At 72.5% G+C, this 19976-nt stretch carries 23 protein-coding genes; 11 read left to right on the top strand and 12 right to left on the bottom strand.

Translation table 11 applies throughout. The features are described from left to right. Window positions 1–649 precede the first annotated feature (649 nt). Complete coding sequence (locus ACIBST_RS46905; protein ID WP_397179940.1) at window positions 650–2320, top strand: CARDB domain-containing protein; 1671 nt, start codon at window positions 650–652, stop codon at window positions 2318–2320. Here the strand turns inward: ACIBST_RS46905 and ACIBST_RS46900 are convergent. Further along, window positions 2317–2439 (bottom strand): hypothetical protein, encoded by a 123-nt coding sequence (locus tag ACIBST_RS46900; RefSeq protein WP_397179939.1) that lies wholly within the window; start codon window positions 2437–2439, stop codon window positions 2317–2319. The two genes, ACIBST_RS46905 and ACIBST_RS46900, sit on opposite strands and share 4 nt — an antisense overlap. Window positions 2440–2631: 192 nt before the next feature. Here ACIBST_RS46900 and ACIBST_RS46895 point away from each other — a divergent pair, with 192 nt between their 5' ends. After that, window positions 2632–2856, top strand: a complete 225-nt coding sequence (locus ACIBST_RS46895; protein WP_397179944.1) for a hypothetical protein — start codon at window positions 2632–2634, stop codon at window positions 2854–2856. Here ACIBST_RS46895 and ACIBST_RS46890 read toward each other — a convergent pair. From ACIBST_RS46890 to ACIBST_RS46870, 5 genes are all read right to left on the bottom strand, one after another. Next, the gene (locus ACIBST_RS46890; protein WP_397179938.1) at window positions 2807–2938 is read right to left on the bottom strand and encodes a hypothetical protein; all 132 of its coding nucleotides are present in this window, start codon (window positions 2936–2938) and stop codon (window positions 2807–2809) included. The two genes, ACIBST_RS46895 and ACIBST_RS46890, sit on opposite strands and share 50 nt — an antisense overlap. Before the next feature lie 241 nt (window positions 2939–3179). Then, window positions 3180–4082 (bottom strand): aminoglycoside phosphotransferase family protein, encoded by a 903-nt coding sequence (locus tag ACIBST_RS46885; RefSeq protein WP_397179937.1) that lies wholly within the window; start codon window positions 4080–4082, stop codon window positions 3180–3182. Window positions 4083–4173: 91 nt separating this feature from the next. Next, a complete protein-coding gene (locus ACIBST_RS46880; RefSeq protein WP_397179936.1) occupies window positions 4174–4620 on the bottom strand; it encodes a hypothetical protein in 447 nt (148 codons plus the stop codon). 161 nt (window positions 4621–4781) lie between these two features. Continuing rightward, the gene (locus tag ACIBST_RS46875) at window positions 4782–5276 is read right to left on the bottom strand and encodes an NUDIX hydrolase (RefSeq protein ID WP_397179935.1); all 495 of its coding nucleotides are present in this window, start codon (window positions 5274–5276) and stop codon (window positions 4782–4784) included. Window positions 5277–5362: 86 nt separating this feature from the next. After that, the gene (locus ACIBST_RS46870; RefSeq protein WP_397179934.1) at window positions 5363–6766 is read right to left on the bottom strand and encodes an MFS transporter; all 1404 of its coding nucleotides are present in this window, start codon (window positions 6764–6766) and stop codon (window positions 5363–5365) included. Between the two features lie 89 nt (window positions 6767–6855). Between ACIBST_RS46870 and ACIBST_RS46865 the strand changes: the two genes are divergently transcribed. The 3 genes from ACIBST_RS46865 (at window position 6856) to ACIBST_RS46855 (ending at window position 8796) form a co-directional block, all read left to right on the top strand. Beyond that, the gene (locus ACIBST_RS46865; RefSeq protein ID WP_397179933.1) at window positions 6856–7473 is read left to right on the top strand and encodes a TetR/AcrR family transcriptional regulator; all 618 of its coding nucleotides are present in this window, start codon (window positions 6856–6858) and stop codon (window positions 7471–7473) included. A 138-nt stretch (window positions 7474–7611) separates the two neighbouring features. Beyond that, window positions 7612–7746: a hypothetical protein gene (locus tag ACIBST_RS46860; RefSeq protein WP_397179932.1), complete on the top strand. Its 135-nt coding sequence runs from the start codon at window positions 7612–7614 to the stop codon at window positions 7744–7746. Between the two features lie 108 nt (window positions 7747–7854). After that, on the top strand, window positions 7855–8796 hold the full coding sequence (locus ACIBST_RS46855) for a zinc-binding alcohol dehydrogenase family protein (RefSeq protein ID WP_397179931.1): 942 nt from the start codon (window positions 7855–7857) through the stop codon (window positions 8794–8796). Between the two features lie 28 nt (window positions 8797–8824). Here ACIBST_RS46855 and ACIBST_RS46850 read toward each other — a convergent pair whose 3' ends face one another. After that, entirely contained in the window at window positions 8825–9391 is a 567-nt protein-coding gene (locus tag ACIBST_RS46850; RefSeq protein ID WP_397179930.1) for a TetR/AcrR family transcriptional regulator, read from the bottom strand. Between the two features lie 26 nt (window positions 9392–9417). After that, the gene (locus ACIBST_RS46845; RefSeq protein WP_397179929.1) at window positions 9418–10944 is read right to left on the bottom strand and encodes an MFS transporter; all 1527 of its coding nucleotides are present in this window, start codon (window positions 10942–10944) and stop codon (window positions 9418–9420) included. Window positions 10945–11098: 154 nt separating this feature from the next. Here ACIBST_RS46845 and ACIBST_RS46840 point away from each other — a divergent pair, with 154 nt between their 5' ends. Next, window positions 11099–12532, top strand: a complete 1434-nt coding sequence (locus ACIBST_RS46840) for an alpha/beta hydrolase (RefSeq protein ID WP_397179928.1) — start codon at window positions 11099–11101, stop codon at window positions 12530–12532. A gap of 99 nt (window positions 12533–12631) precedes the next feature. Here the strand turns inward: ACIBST_RS46840 and ACIBST_RS46835 are convergent, their stop codons facing one another. Then, window positions 12632–13459, bottom strand: coding sequence for an alpha/beta fold hydrolase (locus tag ACIBST_RS46835; protein WP_397179927.1), 828 nt, complete (start codon window positions 13457–13459; stop codon window positions 12632–12634). A gap of 85 nt (window positions 13460–13544) precedes the next feature. Between ACIBST_RS46835 and ACIBST_RS46830 the strand changes: the two genes are divergently transcribed. Further along, the gene (locus tag ACIBST_RS46830) at window positions 13545–14267 is read left to right on the top strand and encodes a TetR/AcrR family transcriptional regulator C-terminal domain-containing protein (protein WP_397179926.1); all 723 of its coding nucleotides are present in this window, start codon (window positions 13545–13547) and stop codon (window positions 14265–14267) included. A 14-nt stretch (window positions 14268–14281) separates the two neighbouring features. Here ACIBST_RS46830 and ACIBST_RS46825 read toward each other — a convergent pair whose 3' ends face one another. Next, window positions 14282–14764: a MarR family winged helix-turn-helix transcriptional regulator gene (locus ACIBST_RS46825; RefSeq protein WP_397179925.1), complete on the bottom strand. Its 483-nt coding sequence runs from the start codon at window positions 14762–14764 to the stop codon at window positions 14282–14284. A 57-nt stretch (window positions 14765–14821) separates the two neighbouring features. Between ACIBST_RS46825 and ACIBST_RS46820 the strand changes: the two genes are divergently transcribed. Beyond that, window positions 14822–15649, top strand: coding sequence for an SDR family oxidoreductase (locus ACIBST_RS46820; protein WP_397179924.1), 828 nt, complete (start codon window positions 14822–14824; stop codon window positions 15647–15649). Between the two features lie 46 nt (window positions 15650–15695). Here the strand turns inward: ACIBST_RS46820 and ACIBST_RS46815 are convergent, their stop codons facing one another. Beyond that, the gene (locus tag ACIBST_RS46815; protein WP_397179923.1) at window positions 15696–16421 is read right to left on the bottom strand and encodes an SDR family oxidoreductase; all 726 of its coding nucleotides are present in this window, start codon (window positions 16419–16421) and stop codon (window positions 15696–15698) included. Between the two features lie 105 nt (window positions 16422–16526). On the opposite strand from ACIBST_RS46815, the gene ACIBST_RS46810 reads away from it, so the two are divergent. After that, window positions 16527–17378, top strand: coding sequence for a LysR family transcriptional regulator (locus ACIBST_RS46810; protein ID WP_397179922.1), 852 nt, complete (start codon window positions 16527–16529; stop codon window positions 17376–17378). 69 nt (window positions 17379–17447) lie between these two features. Then, complete coding sequence (locus ACIBST_RS46805; RefSeq protein WP_397179921.1) at window positions 17448–17858, top strand: RidA family protein; 411 nt, start codon at window positions 17448–17450, stop codon at window positions 17856–17858. A 61-nt stretch (window positions 17859–17919) separates the two neighbouring features. Here ACIBST_RS46805 and ACIBST_RS46800 read toward each other — a convergent pair whose 3' ends face one another. Then, window positions 17920–19092 (bottom strand): pyridoxal phosphate-dependent aminotransferase, encoded by a 1173-nt coding sequence (locus ACIBST_RS46800; RefSeq protein WP_397179920.1) that lies wholly within the window; start codon window positions 19090–19092, stop codon window positions 17920–17922. Window positions 19093–19199: 107 nt separating this feature from the next. On the opposite strand from ACIBST_RS46800, the gene ACIBST_RS46795 reads away from it, so the two are divergent. Then, complete coding sequence (locus ACIBST_RS46795) at window positions 19200–19970, top strand: GntR family transcriptional regulator (RefSeq protein ID WP_397179919.1); 771 nt, start codon at window positions 19200–19202, stop codon at window positions 19968–19970. Window positions 19971–19976: the final 6 nt, after the last annotated feature.

Genomic DNA, 19976 nt, shown 5'->3' with positions numbered 1-19976 from the left:
CTGGACACCACCCGCCGCTACGCCCTGCCGACCGAAGCCGACAAGGCCGCCGCCCTGGACGCGCTCATCACCGACCACTGACCAGAACAACAAACTGGTTCGGAGCGGGTGCCGCGATTGTTTACTCCCGTATCCCAGCCCGGCTGGAGGGCACCACGTCCGCGGACAGCGCTGAGGCGGGCCAGTACCTGTAGCAGCGGCCCTCCCGGTCAAACCGCGTACGCCGAAATCGAACGGGCAACGTCACAGGTCATAGGCGTCACTGCACCTTTCTCGCCCTTGGCGGCTGCGGCCGCCGACCCGGCTTTTCCCGGTTTTACGGAGATAGCGCGACTCCTCCTCTTTCATCTTTGTACGACCCGATAGGCGGCTTTTAGCGCAGACAAGACGGAAAGGCTATAAGCGTGGGGTGACTAATGATTCGCCAGAGAAGACAGCGGTTAGTGCGCGGACGGGTGACTGTCGCGCCCACATGATCGATGAGAGTTTCACCGTGACATGGCGTTGAACTGTTCTGTTCGGTGATGAAAGTCGGGGTTCGGGGACACCGGGCAGGTGCGCGCCGCCGTGTCTGGGCGCCCGGCTGTGCAGCGCGGTCCGACAGGGACCGGGCGGCCGAGGCGGCGAAGCCGAAGGGAAGTCCTTCCTCATGCCCTCGACCACGAACATCTCCCTGCGCGGGCGCAGCCCGCAGGGCCGTCTGACCAGGCTGGCCCTGCGGGGCGCGCTGGCTCTGGCGCTGGCCACCGGTGGCCTGGCCGCGGTCGCCCCGGCAGCCCAGGCCGACACGACGGTGACGTTCACCTACACCGGTGGCCCGCAGAGGTTCACTGTGCCGGATGATGTGACCTCGATCGAGGTGGACGCGTTCGGCGCCCAGGGCCAGGCCGGGCCCGGCGAAACCCCGGGTGGCGCGGGCGGCCTGGGCGGGGAGGTCAAGGCCACCCTGGCCGTCACCCCCGGGCAGGAGCTCCAGATCAACGTCGGAGGGACCGGCGGCTACGGCGGCGGAGGCCCCGGCGGCAAGGGCGGGAACTTCTCTGGGTACCTCGACGGCGGCGCGGGCGGCGGCGCCTCAGACGTGCGCACCGGCCCCGGCTACGGCCTGGACGACCGAGTGCTGGTGGCCGGCGGCGGTGGCGGCGGTGGCAACTACACCCGCGTCGCCGCGGGCGCCGGAGGGGACGGAGGCGGTGCCGCCGGTGCCCCCGGCGGCAGCTCGAGCCTCGGGTCCGACCCCGGCGGCGGAGGGACATCCTCGGCCGGTGGAAGCGGCGGCGCCGGCAGCTACGGAGCCGACGCCGGAGCCGACGGCACGGCCGGTACGGGCGGCGCGGGAGGCGCGGAGGTGCCCGGCGGGCCCTCCGGCGCCGGCGGAGGCGGCGGCGGAGGCGGCTGGTACGGCGGCGGTGGGGGCGGTGGAGGCGAATACGCCGGCGCTCCGACCTACGCCAGGGCCTCGGCGGGCGGTGGCGGAGGCAGCGGCTACGGCCCGGCCGGGGCCGTCTTCCAGACCGGCGTGCGATCCGGCAACGGCCTGATCACCATCACCTACACCCCGCCCGGGGCCGACCTGGCCGTCACCGTCACCGACTCGGCCGACCCGGTCACCCCCGGCACGCCTGTCACCTACTCCGTGACCGTCGCCAACAACGGGCCCCGTTCGGCGACCGGCGTCTCCGCGGTCACCACCTTGTCCGGTGTGGCCCGCACGATCGGATCGGCGACACCGTCTCAGGGCTCGTGCGCGATCGCCGCGCCGACCATCACCTGCCCGCTCGGCACCCTGGCGGCCAGCGCCAGCGCGACGATCACGATCACCGTCACCCCCACCGCCGTCGGCACCTTGACCGCCACCACGACCGTCTCCGGCACCGAACCCGACCCTGACCCGGCCAACAACAGCGACGCCGGGAACACCACAGTGGCCGCCGCCGACATCGACGTGAACCTGGGCGCTCAGCCCCACCTCGGCATCCTGGTCCCCTACCTGCAATACACCCTGACCGCAGACAACACCGGCCCCAGCCCGCTCGCCTCCGCCACCTTGACCGCGACCCTGCCGACCGGCGCGTCGGCGAGCGACCTGTCGACCGGCTGCACCAGCGCTGGAACCACCGTCACCTGCGCCTACGGCGCCATCGCCAGCGGAGCGTCGGTGGACAAGACCTTCCGGATCCCGCTGTCGCTGCTGTCGCTGGGCCAGGTCACCGTCACCGGAGTGCGCACCACCAGCACCCCCGCCGACCCCAACCCGGCCAATGACAGCGCCTCGGCCACCTGCACCGTCATATCCATCGTCCTGGTCACCTGCTCCTAACGGGAGCTACCGGCCAGGGCCCAGGCCATCCAGAACGTGCTGCGCTCGGAGCAACTGGGCCAGGCCGGCCTGGTCGCCACCGCCCACGCCTCGAAGGTCCGGGCCCTGGTCGTGGTCATCACTACCCTCAACACCGAGATCAAGACCCTCGAAGACGAGGTCAAGGCGCATTTTGGCCGGCACCCGGACGCTGAGGTCATCCTCAGCCAGCCCGGTCTTGGGGTCGTTCTCGGCGCCCGGGTGCTCGCCGAGTTCGGGGACGCCCCGGCCGCAACGCCAGTGCCAAAGCACGCAAGAACTACGCCGGAACCATCCCGATCACCCGCCGATCCGGCAAGATGCGCACCGTCCACGCCCGGTTCGTGCACAACGACCGTCTCGTCGACGCCCTCCACCTCCAAGCCGGCTGCGCCATCCTGCATGACCCCGAAGTCCGCGCCTACCACGACGACCTGCGCGCCCGTGACATCGGGCACAACGCCGCGCTCAGACAGGTCGGCAGCGGTGCTGCCCCTCCCAGTGCAGCAGGCGGATGAACTGCGGATGCTCACGGTGGTAGTCGTACACCCGGCCGGCGTACTCCGGCAGGTCGCCGGCCAGGGCCTCGTCCAGCGGCACTGCCTCGGCGAGCTTGCAGCGCCCAGGTCAGCACGGCGGCGAACGGTTGCTCCTTGTTGCCGCCCGCGGCGGCGGCCACCCGACACCGCGACCGCTTCCGCTGCGCCCCCGCTGACGCCTGAAGACCAGGTGCCAGTCGTCGAAGTCGTCTTCACGCGTGTCCTGGGCTGCGCGACGAGGGCGGTTGTGGCATGGACGGCGAGCAAGTGCACGAATCGAGAGCGCGGGCGGGAAGTGCGCGTCAGACGCCCTTCAGCACACGATCAAGTGCCGCGCGGCCCGCGGGCCCCCAGTGCGGCTTGCCGCCGGGATGACCCCGATCGCCGCTCTGCCCCATGAGCAGCAGGAAGAGGCTCTTCATGGCGGCCAGCCCGCGGGCGCGCCGGATCGCCGCCTGGTCCGCACGTCCGTACGCGTCGAAGAAGCGCGCGGCCGTGCCTTCGGGAAGCAGGACCCATGCGGCGGCCAGGTCCCACGCCGGATCGCCGGCGAACAGGCAACCGAAGTCGACGACGCCCGAGAGCGTTCCGTCCGAGACGACGACGTTCGCGGGATGGAGGTCGCCGTGCACCCACACCGGCGGGCCCGCCCACTCGGGGGCGGCGACCGCATCGGCCCACACGGCACGGACGGCGCCGACGTCACCGAGGGCGTCGGGGTCGATGGCCTGCAGGAACTGCTCGAAGCCGCTCGTGCACCTCTTGGGGTGAGCGCCGAGGTCCGCGCTGACGGGGGCGTCGGCGGGCGCCTCCCGGTGAAGCGCCCTGAGGAAGCCCGCCAGCGTGTCGGCCGCGTGGTCGCCCCTGCTGATCGAGCCGTGGTCCAGCGGCTCGCCGGCCACCCACGTCATCACGGTCCAGTGCTTGGGGAAGCGTGCGGACGGTTCGCCGAACCGCACCGGGGTCGGCACCGGCAGCGGCAGGCGCGGGGCCAGCACGGGTAGCCACTGCCGCTCCTTGAGCTGGAGCTCCGGGGTGGGGTCCATGCGCTGCATGCGCACGGCCAGCTCGTCCCCGAGGCGCCACATCTGGTTGCCCCAGCCGCCCGCCACCTCGCGGACGGCCAGCCCGGCGAGGTCCGGATGTTGCTCCCGCAGCAAGTCACGGACCAGGTCAGCGGTGACCACGATCTCGGTGTCGGTCATGCGACGTCACAGTACCGGAGCGGCCCTCGCGCCCCGATCGTCAGTCAAGCCGCAGAGATGTGCCGTTCAGCGACCTGGCGGATCTCCTCCGTCAGTCGATGCGCTGGCAGATCGTCACCGGCAGGCGCGGCGACCAGGTGCGGGTGGCCTCGTCGTAGGCCTGCGCGTAGCCGTTCTTGCTTCCCGAGCAGGGCGCGGCGATGGTCGTCTCCACGTAGACGGCGCCGCCGGGGGTGACGGGGTGGGTGCGGGCGATCACCCACCGGGAGAACTTGGTGACGCCGTTGTTGAACTTGACGGCGACGAAGACGCGGCGGTCGACGGTGAAATTGCCGCCGGCGACCTTGAGATGGTTGTTGAAGGTGTAGGTGAACAGGAAGGAGCGCGCCTGTGCGAGATCGTGGGCGTGACTGGTGTCGTTGAGGCCGGACGGCGAGGCCGGCGACGCGTTCGCGGCGCCGCTCATGGCCGGGACGGTCAGGGCGATGGCCGCGGCGGTGGCGGTCAGGCCGAACAGGGTGCGCAAGCTGCGGTTCATCGGAACCTCCTGTTGTATGCGGACTTGAGCACTATTGAGCGGCAGACCGCCTGCAACGCGCTTTCAACCGCCAGACACGGCGAACCCGGCCGCGTGCGGCGGTGCGCGGGTAACGCTGAAAGGTGGGATGACGGCCGGCGGGCAGGCTTTTCGTCTCCCGGTCACCGAGCCGAGCGGCCGAGACACCGGCGCAGGGCTTGTTGTCCGGCTGGGACGAAAGGCCCTCGATCGACCACCGTCCGCAGTTCGGGCTCCGTGACCCAGGCATGCCAGGCGATCTCGGACGGGTCCGGAGTCAACGGCTCGGCGATCAAAGCTTCGTGCACCCCGAACCAGACGGGGCCCATCCCGCCCTGGAACAGGAACTTGACCAGGAATCGGACCGGGACGCCGACACCCAGTTCCTCGACCAGTTCGCGGGCCGCCGCCTCCTCGTACGACTCGCCGACGCCCACGGCGCCGCCCACCATCACGTCATAGTGGCCGGGAAAGCGAACATGCCCGTCGGCTCGGCGCAGCACGAGGATCCGCCCCGCCGGATCGCGGCAGATCGTCGTCGCGATCCGATGCATCCATCGCCGGCGCACCGCCTCCGCGCGCTCCACGACCTCCAGCACGCGGTCCTGTTCGTCCACCCGCTCGACCAGCTCACCCATGCGCACACGGTCGCAGACCCCACTGACACTCCGGAGCCCGGCAGCCTCACGCCGAGCGGCTCAACCAAGCCGACCGGGACGAGCCGTCACCGGACGCTCGCCGACTGCTCGGCCTCCCGGCTCTTCGCCTGGACGCCGCCCGGCGTCCGGGCCGCGGTCAGCCACAGGCCGGTGAGGACGGCGCAGGCCAGCGTCACGGCGCCCGCCACGAGGAAGGCGCTGTCGAGGCCGGACTCGAACGAGGCGCCGCCGGACTCCCGCGTGTGCACGATCGCCCCGAGCACCGCCACGCCGAGCACCGCGCCGATCTGCCGGGTGGTGCTGCTGACGCCCGAGGCGAGGCCGCCCTCCTGCGGGCTGACCGCCTGGATGGCGGCCCCGGTCAGCGGCGACATGGTGAGAGCGAACCCGGCGCCGACGACCGCCAGCCGCCACCACACGTTCCCGTAGCCGGTGTCGGCGTGGACGAAGCCCAGCGCCAGCAGCCCCAGCCCGGCCAGCGCCAGGCCGACGCCGGCGACGACACGGAAGCCGTACCTGGCCGCGAGCCGGCCCGCGTACGGGCTGACGATCACCATGGCCAGCGAGACGGGCAAGGTCTGCAACCCGGCGACCAGGATCGAGCTGCCCTGGACGTAGACGAAGAACTGGGAGAAGAAGAACGACGACCCCATCAGCGCGAACCCGACCACGACCATCGCCGTGTTCGACACCGTGAACAGCCGCTGACGGAACAGCCGCAGCGGCAGCATCGGCGTCGGCACCCGGCCCTCGACCACGACGAACGCCACCAGGAGCACCAGTCCGGCGGCGAAGCCGCCCAGGATCACCGGCGAGGTCCAGCCGCGGGAACCGCCCTCGATCAGGCCGTAGGTCACGGCGCCCACGCCCGCGGCGGACAGGATCGTGCCGGGGACGTCGATCGGCGGCGCGCCCGGATTGCGGGACTCCCCCAGCACGCGCCACCCGGCCAGCAGCAGGGCCGCCCCGATGGGCACGTTCACCAGGAAGATGGCGGGCCAGCCGAAGGACTCCACCAGGATGCCGCCCGCCAGCGGCCCGGCGGCCAGGCCGATGCCGCTGAACCCGGCCCACAACCCGATCGCTCTGACGCGCTCCTTCGGGCCGGGATACGCGGCGGTGAGCAGTGCCAGCGAGGCGGGGCTCAGCGCCGCGGCGCCGACGCCCTGCAGCACCCGTCCGGCGATCAGCCAGCCGAGCGAGGGCGCGAGCGCGCACACCACCGAGGCGGCCGTGAACACCACCACCCCGGCCAGGAACACCCGCCGCCGTCCGAACCGGTCGGCGAAGACGCCGCCCGACAGCAGCAGCATGGCCACCAGCAGGACGTAGGCGTCGACGATCCACTGCAGCCCGGTCAGCCCGGTGTGCAGCCGCTGCTGCATGTCGGGCAGGGCGGCGCCGACGATCGTGTTGTCGAGCAGCACCATGAACTGACCTGCGCAGGTCAGGGTGAGCAACGCTCTCACGTACATCTCTCCTAAAAGCAGTTGGTGACTGCGTTAAGGTAGACCTTCCAAGGCTCTAACGCAAGTCCCAACTGCGTTAAGGTGGACGCATGGATGAGCAGGGACGGGCCAAGCGGCCCGGCGGGCGCAGCGCCCGGGTCCGCGCGGCAGTGCATCAAGCCGTCACCGAGCTGGTGAGGGAGCGCGGCTACGGGCATTTCACGATCGGCGACATCGCGGCCCGCGCGGGCGTGGCCGACACCAGCCTCTACCGCCGGTGGGGCAACCTCCAGGCCCTGCTCAGCGATGTGCTGCTGACCCGGCTCAACACGCAGTCGCCGATGCCCGACACCGGCAGCCTGGCCGGCGACCTGCGCACCCACGCCGCCAACGTGGCCCGCGAGGTCACCGGCCCCGACGGCCTGGCGCTGGTGCGGCTGACCCTCGCGCTGTCAGGCGAGGGTCAGCAGGGCCTCAAGGCGCGCGACGAGCTCCTGGCCGACCGGACCAGCCAGTTGCAGGCCGTCCTCGACCGCGCCCGCGGCCGCGGCGAGGAGCCGCCCGACGTACTGCAGGTGCTGGACCATCTCCTCGCGCCGATCTACATGCGCGTCCTGTTCGGCGCGGGCCCGCTCACCCCCGACTACCTCGACGGGCTGGTCGACCGGCTGCTCGCCCCAACCGGTCCGTCCCGCCGCGGCGCCGGCGAGCGAAGGAGCGATGCGTGAACCCCGGGCAGCCCCGACAGCGGACAGGCACTGCCTCTGGACCAGCTCGCCGTCCGGCTCGGCGGGGGCGCGCCGTACCAGCTCCATGAGCCGGCGTCGCCCAGAGCCGTCCTGATCCCCTACGACACCGACAATCCTGTGTCCGTCGACTGGCGCGGATCGGCCGCCATGCTCGCGGTCATCGACCGGACCACGGGAGCACGGCTGACCGGCGAGTGGCTGGAACAGCCGCACCCGTACCTGACGGTCCGCATGCCCGACGCGGCGCGCTGACCCCCTGCCGGGCCGCCGCGGCATGCATGAAGACTCTTCATGCATGCCGCCTCATCCACAAGTCCCGCCCGCTACCTGCGCAACCGTGCGGCTCCTAGCGTTGACGGCATGAGAGCGATGGTTGCAGAACGCCTTGGCGGACCCGAGGTCCTGACCCCCGCCGACCTGCCCGACCCGACGCCCGGCCCCGGCCAGATCCTCCTTGACGTCGAGGCCGCCGGTCTCAACTTCGCCGACGCCGAACGCCTGCGCGGCACCTACCTGCCGCCGCGACTGCCGTTCGTCCCGGGCAGCGAGGTCGTCGGCCGCGCCCCGGACGGTCGCCGCATGCTCGCCTTCGCCGGCGGCGCCTTCGCCACCAGGGCGCTGGCGCAGGATCCGGTCGAGATCCCCGAGGACGTTCCCGCGGGCGCCGCGCTCGCCCTCCTGGTCCAGGGCCTGACCGCCTGGCACCTGCTGCGTACGGCTGCGCGGGTCCGTCCCGGCGAGACCGTCGTCGTCAACGCCGCAGCAGGAGGCGTCGGCCACCTGGCGATCCAGCTGGCCAAGGAGTTCGGCGCCGGACGGGTCATCGGCACCGCCTCCACCGCCGACAAGCGCGCCCTGGTCCTGCGGCTCGGCGCCGACGCCGCCGTCCCGGGCGACGCCGACGGCTACGCCGAACGCGTCCGCGAAGCCAACTACGGCGCCCTGGCCGACGTGATCCTCGACGCCGTCGGCGGCCCCGTCTTCGAGGCGGCCCCCCATGCGCTGGCCCCCTTCGGCCGTCTGGTCACCTACGGCACCTCCGGCGGGATCGACCCCGGCCCCGTCGACCCCGGGATCCTGAGCGAGCGCAACATCAGCGTCGGCGGCTACTGGCTGGGCGCCCACCTGCGCCTCCCCGGCAGCGCCGCCGCCGCGCCGCTGCACGACCTGCTCGCCCTGGCCGCCTCGGGACGCGTCCACCCGATGGTAGGCGGCGAATACCCGCTCGACCAGGCCGCCGCCGCCCTCACCGCCCTGACTTCCCGCCGCACCACCGGCAAGGTCATCCTCCGCATGACGTGAAGCCGCCCGCAGCGGCGTCCCTGGACGCTCAGTTGCGGACGGCTCGTTGCAGGACGGCCTGGATGTGGTCGGGGTCGGCGGGCACGTTGTCCAGGAGGATCGCGGTGCACAGCCCGTCGGAGGCCGCGACGAGGGCGGCGACGGCGGCGGGGTCGTCGGTGAGCGTGGTGGCGAGTTCGGCGATGTTCTGCCGCCAGCGCCGTGCCACCGGGCGCAGCGCGGGGCGGCGGGCGGCCAGGGTCGCCAGCTCGCGTTCGGCCAGGGCGCGTTCCCGTCCGGGGCCGGCGGACTCGGCGATGAGGTGGGCCAGGCCGCTGAGCTTGTCGCCGGGGGTGTCGATGATGTCGCGGATGCGGGCGGTGTAGGCGTCGGCGACGGTCGTGAGGGCGGCGACGAGCAGGTCGTCGAGGGTGGCGAAGTAGTAGGTGCTCAGGGACGTCGTGGTGCCGGCCTGCTTGGCGACCGTGCGATGGGTGACGCCGGCCGCGCCGTCGCGGGTGACCACGGCGAGGGTGGCCTCGATGATCTCCGCGCGCCGCTTCTCGCCCCGTGCGCGACGTCCGTCGACGGGGTCGTCCTTGCTGCTCCTCGGCACGAGGCCCAGGATAGTCGGACCATCGTTCAGCCGTCGGTGTCGCCGTGCTGCGCCGCCCCGAGCGGGGGCACGTGGCGCAGCATCGCCAGGCACAGCGCCGTGGCGGCGGCGATGGCGACCCCCGCGACCAGGGAAGCGACGTTGAGCCCGCTGGTGAAGGCGTGCCGGGCCGCCTCGACGGTTCCGGGCGGCAGGCTGCCGGTGATCGCCGCGGTCGCGTTCAGGCTGTCGGCGAGGGGGCCGGAGCTCTCCGGCGTCAGCCCTTCGGGCACCGTCACCCGGGCGCGGTAGACGGCGGTGGTGAGGCTGCCGAGCAGGGCGACGCCGATGGCGATGCCGAGCTCCTGGACCGTCTCGGAGATCGACGCCGCCGACCCGGACCGCGCGGCCGGCACCGCGCCCACCACCATGTCGGTGCCCAGCGCGGCGAGGGCGCCCAGCCCCAGGTAGACGAACGTGAAACCGGCCGACACCGGGACCTCGTCGTCGAGCCCCGCGGTGGCGAGCAGCGCGTAACCGGCGAGGGACGCCCCCAGGGCGGCGCCCATGACCGAGCCGGGACGGAGGCGCCGGGCGACCAGAGGAGCGCCGATGGCGGCGGCGAACATCGCCAGCGCCGGCGGTCCCATCCAGAGCCCCGCGACGAAGGGCGTGAGCCCTTCGACGAGCTGGAGGTACTGCGTGACCAGGTACATCGAGCCCCCGACCCCGGCCAGCCCGATGAGCAGCACGCCCAGGGCCACGACGAAGGCCCGGTTGCCGAACAGCGTCACGTCCAGCAGCGGATCGGGCAGGCGGCGCTGGCGGCGTACGAACACGACCGCGGCCAGGACGCCCGCCCCGGCGCAGACGAGGGCCGGGCCGCCCGAGCCCTCGGAGGCGATGTGCTTGACGGCGTAGATGACCGGCAGGATCGCCGCCAGGGACAGACCGACGCTGATCAGGTCCACCCGGCCGCCGGACGGGGCCGCGTACTCGGGAAGCAGGGCGCGCGCCCCCGCCAGGACGACGACGGCGACGGGCACCGCCACCAGGAACGGCGCTCCCCACCAGAAGGAGTCCACCAGGGCCCCGCCCACGATCGGCCCGGCGGCCATGCCGAGCGCGAACATCGTGGCCCAGACGCCGACCGCGACGGCACGCTGGCGCGCGTCGGGGAACATGTTCGAGATCAGCGACAGCGTGGAGGGCATGAGCGTCGCCCCGGCCACGCCGAGCAGGGCTCGCGCGAGGATCAGCAGCTCGGCCGTGGGGGCGAACGCGGCGAGCACCGAGACCGCCGCGAAGGCGACCATCCCGGCCTGCAGCAACCGGCGCCGGCCGATCCGGTCGCCCAGCGTGCCCATGGTGATGAGGAACCCGGCGACGAGGAACCCGTAGGCGTCCATGATCCACAGCAGTTGGGTGGCGGACGGTGACAGGTCGGCCGCCATGCTCGGCGCCACCAGGTACAGGACGGTCACGTCCAGCCCCAGCAGCACCGTCGGCATGGCCAGCAGGCCCAGGCCCGCCCACTGACGCGCCCCCGCCCGCGTGAACTCTCGCTGCGTCATCGGCTCCCCTTCGCTCTCATCATGTTGAACGTTAGTACAACTTGTACGTACGTTCAACATGATGACGGACCGCCCGGGATCGTCGGCCGTTCGGCCGATGCGGTCGCCCGAAAGGCCGATGGCGGAGGCCGGTCGGCGAGGGACGATCCAGATCATGAAATGGACCCCCCTCATCACGGGCTTGGCGCTGATCGCGGCAGCGGTCCCGGCGGCCCCCGCGGCCGCGACCCGGGCAGGTGCGATCACCGCAGAAGCCATCGACTGGCGAGCCTGCGGAACGGAGCCAGGGGCCGAGTGCGGCAGCCTCGCCGTGCCGGTGGACTGGGCCAAGCCGGACGGCCCGCAGATCTCGCTGAACATGACGCGACGCAAGGCCACCGGACAACGGATCGGGACGCTGTTCTACAACCCGGGCGGGCCAGGGACGGGCGCGGCCGACCTGGTACGGGACTGGGCGCCGTACTACTTCTCCGAGGAGTTGCGCGAGCGGTTCGACCTCGTCGGGATCGACCCGCGCGGGGTCGGCGGCAGCGAGCAGCTCCAATGCGGAAAGGCGGTGCACGATCCGGCCGTCACACAGTTCCCTGGGACGCGGCGGGAGTACGACCGGCTCGTCGCGCACAACCGGGCCGTGGGCGACAGTTGCGGGCCGTTGATCCGGCACATGGACACCGGCAGCGTGGCCCGGGACTTCGACGCGGTGCGCGCCGCGCTGGGCGAGGAGCGGATCAGCTACCTGGGACGCTCCTACGGGAGCCTGCTCGGCGCCGAGTACGCCCGGCGGTTCCCCGCCCGGGTGCGGGCGATGGCCCTGGACGGGATCGTCGATCACGGCATGAGCTCGCGCCGGATGGTGCGCGATGCCGCGGCGGCGGTGGAGGACGGGTTCGCCAGGTTCGCCGGGTGGTGCGAGCGGACGCAGGAATGCGAGCTGCACGGCCGGTCCGTGCCGCAGGTGTGGGATGCGCTGGTGCGCAAGGCGGCGCAAAGCCCGATCCCGGTGACCGGCGGGCGTCCGCTGACGGCGGACGAACTGCGCTACGTCGCGTACGCGATGCTCACGATGGCCCCCGACTTCAACGGCGGTCTGGCCCGGGGCATCGTCCAGGCGGAGCAGGGCGATGCGGTGATCTTCGGGCAGATGCGGGCCGAGGCGCTGGACAACCCTGCGACGACCTCGGCCTACCGGGCGGTCCTCTGCCAGGACATCGACCCGGAGATCAACGCGTTCCCGCAGCTCAGGACGCGGGCTCGGGACGTCATCCGGAGGGCCCCGCACATGCGCGGGACGTCGGAGTTCTGGGACATGACGGCCGGATGCCTGGGCTGGCCCGTCCCGCCGGCCAATCCGCAGCGGCCGGTGCACATCACCCAGGCGCCGCCCGTTCTGCTGGTCGGGAACACGCATGACCCCGCGACGCCGCTCGCCTGGGCCAAGAGCCTGGCCAGGGGCATCAAGGGGGCGCAGGTGCTGACCTACGACGGCGACGGGCACACCTCATACCTGCGCAACCCCTGCGCGACGGGGAGCATCGACCGCTACTTGATCTCCGGGACGCTTCCCGCGCCCGGCACGGTCTGCCGCTGATCCCTGCACGCCGGGATGACCCTGCGGCCCGCCGGCCGCGCTCTTCCCGGCTTGCCGGCGCTCGCCCGTCCGGCGCGGCCATGACGCTTCCGGGGGCGGTCAGGCGCCGGACCAGAGGGCGGTGAGCAGCGCGTTCAGCCGCTCCGGCGCCTCGACGTGCGGATAGTGGGCGCTGCCCGGCACCTGCTCGTGCCGGGCGCCGATGCGCTCGGCCGTGACCCGCGCGCAGGCCATGAGAGGGACGCCGCCGCGCTCCCGATACGGCCCCGGGGCGTCCTCCCAGGTGCCCGAGACGACCAGCTTGGGGAAGGACGCCGCCCGCAGCGCCGGCAGCGGGAGGCCGGCCTCCCAGCAGACGCGTTCGCGCAGTGCCGTGGCGGCGGCGCGCAGCCGCCGATCGCCCGTGCCTGGCTCCAGCATGCCGGTCGAGCCGGCGGCGGCCCGCAGCCACTCCTCGGGCGTCAGGTCGGGCAGCTCGGCGTAGGCGGCACGGTTGACGCGCAGCGCCTCGGCCACGGCGGGGTGGTCGGCGGCGGCCTGGTAGCCGCCCGGCTCGATCAGAGTGAGCGAGCGCACCGCCTCCGGCCGCCGCGCCGCCGCGATCATGGCTCCGACGGCGCCGTAGGAGTGGGCGACCAGGTGCGCGCCCGCGCCGAGGAGTTCGGCGACGTCGTCGGCGTCGGCCAGGTAGTCGCCGGGGAACCTGTCCCCGGCGTCCGGGCTGCCGCCGTAGCCGCGGCGGTCCATCAGCAGCAAGCGGAACCGGCCGGCCAGCGGGCCTTGCGCCGCGAACCCGTACACCGGGTCGTCGCCCCAGCACGTGGAGCCGTGCACGAAGAGCGCCGGCGGCCCGGACTCGGGGCCGAGCGCGGTCACGTGCACCTCGCCCGGCAGCGGGCCGTTCGGGCGGAACATCAGGGCGGGCATCCGACTCCTCCTTGAACAGCGTTCAACACTCTTGAACGTTGTATAGGGAGAGGGAAGGCGACGTCAAGCCGGGTAAGGTGATCGCGTGCCGTCGTCAGAGTCTCCCGGCGGGTCCGTGTGGCTGCGTCCCGAACGGCCGCCGCGCGACCGCCAGCTCACCCGCGAGCGGATCGTCGAGGTGGCGGTCGCCGTCCTCGACGCCGAGGGTCACCGCGGGCTGTCGATGCGCCGCGTCGCCACCGAGCTGGGGGTGACCGCCGGGTCGCTGTACTGGTACGTCCACACCAAGGACGACCTGCTGGAACTGGCCCTCGACCGCGTGCTGGGCGAGGTGCGCGCCGGCCCCGGCACGTCCGGCTGGCGGGACGGCCTGGCGGCGCTGGCCCGCAGCAACCGCGCCATGCTGCTGCGCCACCGGTGGGCCCTGTCCGAGCTGACCGTCAGGCCCAACCTCGGCCCGAACGCGCTCGCCCTGGCCGAGACCGGGCTGCGCCTGCTGGAGCACGCCGGGTTCGCCGGCCCCGACCTCGACGCCGCCATGGCCGCCGTCAACGACCACGTGGTCGGCGCGGTCATCGCGGAGGTCGCCTGGCGCGACACGCTGGCCCGCATGAGCGGGACCGGCTCCGGCTGGGACGAGCAGGCGGCCGACTACCTGCGCCAGGTCGCCGAACGCCACCCGACGCTGGCCGGCCGGATGGCCGCCACGGGCGAGATCGACGTCGAACGCGAGAGCGAGCGGCGCTTCACCTTCGGCCTCGACTGCCTCCTGGACGGCCTCGCCACCCGCTGCGCGACCCCTTCATAGCGCCGGACCGCACGTCACCAGTTGCGCACCTCGTGTGCCCACGCGATCAGCCCCGCCACGAACCCCTGCCGGTCCGACGGCGAGAGGCTGTCCAGAACGCGCAGCAGCGGCGCGGCGCGCAGGGCGACGAACCCCTCGACCATGGCCCGATGATCAGGGGCCAGCGACACCAGGGTACGGCGGCGGTCGTCCGGATCCTCCCGGCGTTCGACCAGGCCGGCCCGGCTGAGGTCGCCCACCAGCTCGCTCGCGGTCGGCAGCGACATGCCCATCCGGTCGGCCAGCTCGCTCACGCTGAGCGACGGCTCGACGGTGAGCTGCGGGATGACCGCGCCGTGCCTGCCGGTGAGCCCGTGGCTGCGGAAGATCTCCCGCATCCGGTCCGGCATCTCGGCCTGGGCCCGCCGGAAGTACGCCTCCACCAGGGGTACGAAGCCAAGGGCTTCCCTGACCTCCTCGGGCCGCGGCAGTCGCGGGGGCGAAACGGGGTCCGTCACGGTCAAAGGATACAGTGCCCATATCCAAACAGTTCGGATATCCGAAGTGAGGTAGACGTGATTCTGGTGACAGGCGCCACGGGTAACGTCGGGCGTCATCTGGTGGAGCTGCTGCTCGGGGCGGGCGAGCAGGTCCGGGCGATCAGCCGCGCTCCCGAGCGGGCCGGCCTGCCCGACGGCGTGGAAGTGGTCAAAGCCGACATGTCGCGGGCGGAGGATCTGCGGGTCGCGTTGCGGGGTGCGGACCGCGCGTTCCTGCTCCCGGCCGCCGGCCAGGTGGACGGCTTCCTGCGCGAGGCCGCGAGGGCCGGCCTCGGGCACGTGGTGCTGCTGTCCGCGCTGGCGGTGACCATGGAGCAGGCCGGCGTGCTGGGCAGCGCCCACGCCGAACACGAGCGGGCCGTGGCTGGGTCGGGGCTGCCGTGGACGTTCCTGCGTCCCGGCGCGTTCATGGCGAACGACCTGCGGTGGGCGCCCGGCGTCAGGAACGGCGGCGTGGTGCGCGCTCCGTTCGCCGAGGCCGCCACCGCGCCGATCGACGAACGCGACATCGCGGCGGTGGCCGCGCGGACGCTGCTCGACGACGGGCACGCGGGCAAGGCGTACGAGCTGAGCGGGCCCGCCTCGCTGACGACGGCCGACCGGGTCCGGATCCTCGGCGAGGTCCTGGGCCGCGACCTGCGTCTGGAGGAACTGTCTCCCGAGCAGGCGCGCGAGCAGATGATCGCGCACACCCCGGCGGCGGTCGTGGACTCGGTCCTCACCCTGTTCGCCTCGTTCGTCGGCAGGGCCGCGGACGTGTCACCGGCCGTGCGGGAACTGACCGGCGACGAGCCCCGCGCCTACGCCGACTGGGCGGCCCGCAACGCCGCGGCCTTCAGCTGAGCCCGCTCCCGGGCACCGGCCGGACGACCTCGTCGAGGTGCGGCTGTCACCAGGGCACGTTTCCGGCGTCGTCGAAGAATCCGCCGGTCGGGCCGTCGTCGGGCAGGGTGGCGAGGCGAATGGCGATGGCCGCACCCTGTTGCGGCGTGCGGACGCCCTGGAAGCCGTTCAGGTCGGTGGCGGTGAAGCCCGGACACCCGGAGTTGATCAGGATGCCGGTGTCGCTCAGTTCCTTGACGTACTGGACGGTGACGGCGTTGAGGAAGGTCTTCGAGGCCAGGTAGGCGACGGGAACGGGGCCCATGTCGATGCCGGGGGTGGTCTGCAGGCCGAGCGAGCCGACGCTGCTGGACATGTTGACGATCCGCGGCGACGGCGAGTCGCGCAACATCGGCAGCATCGCGTTGGTGACCCGGATGACGCCGATCACGTTGGTCTCCACGACGGCTCGCACGGTCGCGGGCTCGACCGTGGTCGGCGTCTGCGGCATGCGTCCGGTGATCGCGGCATTGTTGACCAGGACGTCGAGCCCTCCGGCCTGGCCGGCGATCAGCTCGGCCGCGGCGGCGACACTCTCGTCGTCGGTGACGTCGAGCGGCACGCCGAACGCGTCGACCCCGGCCGCGCGCAGCTTCTCGACCGCGGTGTCACGACGATGCCGATCCCTCGCGCCCACGCCGATCCGCCAGCCGAGCGCGCCCAACCCTGCCGCGATCTCGTATCCGATTCCCTTGTTCGCGCCGGTCACCAGCGCGATCGTCTGTTCACTCATGCCGTCGATCATGTTGCGGACTCGGGCGGGGCGTCCAAGACCGGTCAGGTGGACGGCGATACCGCACGGGTATCGGCCGTGGTCAGCGCTGGATACGATGAGCTCGTGGAGACGCGGGAGCTGCGGTACTTCGTCGCCGTGGCCGAGGAGTTGCACTTCGGGCGGGCGGCGCAACGGCTCTCGATGGCGCAGCCACCGCTGTCGCGGGCGATCCAGCGACTGGAACGGCGGCTCGGGGTCGTTCTCCTGCACCGCGACGCCCGCGCGGTCGCCTTGACCGAGGCCGGGTCGGTGCTGCTGCGGGAGGCCCGGCTCGCGCTCGACGCGGTCGAAGCCGCCGAGCGCCGCACCCGCCGCGCCGCGGCCGACCGGCCCGGTGTGGTCCTGGCGACCAAGGCCGGAGCGTCCAGGGAACTGCTGTCGAAGCTGCTGCACGCCTACGCCGCCGAACCGGGCTCGGTGCCGGTCGAGGTGATGTTGTGCGGGCCGGGCGAGCCGGAGGGTCTGCTGCGCACCGGGCGTACCGACGTGGCGCTGCTCCACCGGCCCTACGACACGACGGCCGGACTCGACACCGAGGAACTGCACACCGAACGGCAGGTGGTGGTCCTGCCCAAGGGCCATCCACTCGCCGGCCGGGCGCACCTGTCGTCGGCCGAGGTCAACGCCCTGACGGACCTGCCCCTGCCGCGCTGGCCCGGACGCGATGGCGGCCATCCGGACGGCCCCGGCCCGCAGGTGCGCGACCATACCCAGCTGTTCCAGCTGATCGCGCTCGGACTGGCCTGCGCCGTCGTCCCCGAGTCGCTCCGGGAACAGCTACGCGACGACTACGCCATCGTGCCGGTGCCGGACGCCCCGGCCGTCACGACCGTCATCGCCTGGCCGCCGCACAGCAGGTCCAAGGCCGTCGCCGACCTCGTCCGCACCGCGACCCGCCTGGCGCAGGCCGGATAAACCTGTGGCGCATCGAAAGATCCTTTGGCAGGGTGGCCGCATTCTTGCTTGAGTCGAGGGGAAACGCCCATGGGCCGTGCCGTTACGTTGATCCGTTCGTCCTCTTTGTCCGACGTCGCCCAGTACGCCTACGCGGCCACGGCGCCCGCCGGATCTCGCCTGATCTTCCTCGCCGGAGCCTGCCCCCTGAACCAGGACGGATCCACGGCCGCGGTCGGAGACTACGCAGGCCAGGCAGCGAAGGCTCTTGAGAACATGCAGACCGCCCTGACGGACTCCGGCGCAACCCTGCAGGACGTCATCAGCACCAGGGTTCTCGTGGCGTCCAGCAGGCAGCAGGACCTGGGAGCCGCCTGGGCGGTGGTCCGGGCCTTCTTCGGCGATCACGACGTTCCCAGCACATTGGTGGGCGTCACGGTGCTGGGCTATGAGAATCAACTGGTGGAGATCGAGGCCGTCGCCGCCGTGCTCGACTCCTGAGACGGCGATCGACCGAACCTGCCGGTGGTAGCGGCGTCGGCAACGAGCGCTCCCGGTCGGGTCAGGACTGACGGCATGCCTGTTCGAGGCCGCGGATCAGCTCGCCGAGCGTGCGCTCGTCGGAGCCGAAGGTGATGCGGACATGGGTGTCCGGAGCGTGCATGTCGGCGCCGCGGACCGTCGCGATGCCGTTGCGCAGGAGTGCGCGGTCGATGGCGGCCGGGGTGTCGCCGAGGCGCGAGCAGTCGGCGAGCAGGAAGGCGCCGCCCATCGGCGGCACGGGCCGGCCGAGGCCGCTCGCGGCGATGCCGTCGCAGACCAGGTCGCGCTTGGCCTGGTAGCCGGCGAGCGCCTGGTCGAGCCAGTCGCGCGGGCCGGTGAGGGCGGCGACCGCGGCCCGCTGCGGGACCGCTCCGCAGCACACCGCCTCCCACTCGAAGCGGCGGTTGAGCGCGTCGATGACCGGCGGCGGCGCCAGGACGTAGCCCAGCCGCCAGCTCGCCAGCGCGTAGTACTTGCTGAGGCTGGTGACGGTGACCAGATGCGGCCAGCGGTCGGCGAACGCCTCCACCGGGTGGTACCGGTGGCCGTCGTAGGTGAAGTGCTGCCAGGAGTCGTCGGAGATGACGAGCAGCCCGTGGCGTGCGGCGAGGTCGACCACGGCGGCGAGGGTCGCGGCGTCGGGGAGGTAGCCGGTCGGGTTGGTCGGGTTGCACAGCAGCACGGCCCGGCTGCGGCTGGTGACGGCGGCCTCCAGGCCGTCCAGGTCGATCGCCCAGCCGTCGCTCTCGCGGGACGGCACCCGCACGGACGTCGCGCCGGCCTCGCGGACGGCGCCGTCGAAGAAGTAGGTGGGGGTCGGCACGATCACCTCGTCGCCCGGGGCGAGCACCGTGCGCAGCACGAGGGACAGCCCCTGCATCGCGCCGTGGGTGATCAGCAGGCGACGCTCGGGATCGACCCGCAGGCCGTGCTCGCTCCGCAGTTCGGCGGCGATCGCGGCGCGCAGTTCCGGCAGGCCGCGGGTGTCGCGCGGGTCGGGCTCGTCCATGGCCGCCGCGACCGCCCGGCGTACGTGCTCGGGCATGGGCAGGACCGGGGCGCCGACCAGGGAGAGCATCCGCACGCCGTCGCGTGCGCCGCGCTCGGCGCGGGCGCGGGTGCTCATCGCCCCCAGCGCCGGGAAGTCGCTCGCGGCGGGCAGGACCCAGGGATTCGAGGTGCGTCGCTGCATGGACGAAGCATGGCACACTGAGATATCAGCGACAAGAATAAATATCTCTATTCTCCGGACGCGAGCGGAGCTGCTGTATCAACGCCAGAAGTTGATATTCTTAACGGATGTCCGACATCCATGGCGTGATCAGCGGAACGCCGCACATCCCCGCGCTGCTGCTGGTCGGCAGGGACGAGAGCAGCCTCGATCGTACGAGTCAGGCATATCGGGCGATCAGGCGGCAGATCATCGATCTGACGCTACCGCCCGGCAGCAGTTTCACCGAGTCGTCGCTCGCCGAGCAGTGGCGCATCAGCAAGACGCCGGTGCGCGAGGCGCTCGCGCGGTTGAGGCGCGACGGGCTCGTGACCGCGCTGCCGCGCGCGGGCTACGTCGTCAGCCCGATCACGCTCCAGGACACCGACGCCCTGTGCGGCCTTCGTACGCTGCTGTCGGGCGAGGCCGCCGCGGCGGCGGCGCGCCTCGGCGTCACCGCGCCGGCCCTCGAACGGCTCGAAGCGCTGTCCAAGGTCCCCCTCGCGCTCGCCGCCGGCGAGGTCGAGCAGGAGGAGTCGCTGCAGGCGGGCATCGAGTTCGAGGGGATCATCGCGAATTTCAGCGGCAACCCCCGCCTCGGCAAGTCGATCGTCGACGTGCTCGACGAGCTGGAACGGGTGCTGCGGATGGCCGCGCTGATCGATCCCGGCATCGCGAGCCCGCCCGGCGAGCTGGGCGCCGTCTTCGAGGCGCTGCGCGACCGGGACGCCGCCGCCGCCCGGGAGGCGATGCGCGCGCGGTGCGAGCGCGTGCGCCGGGACCTGCTCCAGGTGCTGGCCAAGAGCACGTCCGTGAGCAGGGCGCACATCGAGCTGCCCGCCGCGCGCCCGCCGGCCTAGCCGGTA

This window comes from Nonomuraea sp. NPDC049684 (genome assembly GCF_044465345.1).
Lineage (GTDB): Bacteria > Actinomycetota > Actinomycetes > Streptosporangiales > Streptosporangiaceae > Nonomuraea.
This window is presented reverse-complemented; position numbering and strand designations above follow the sequence as displayed.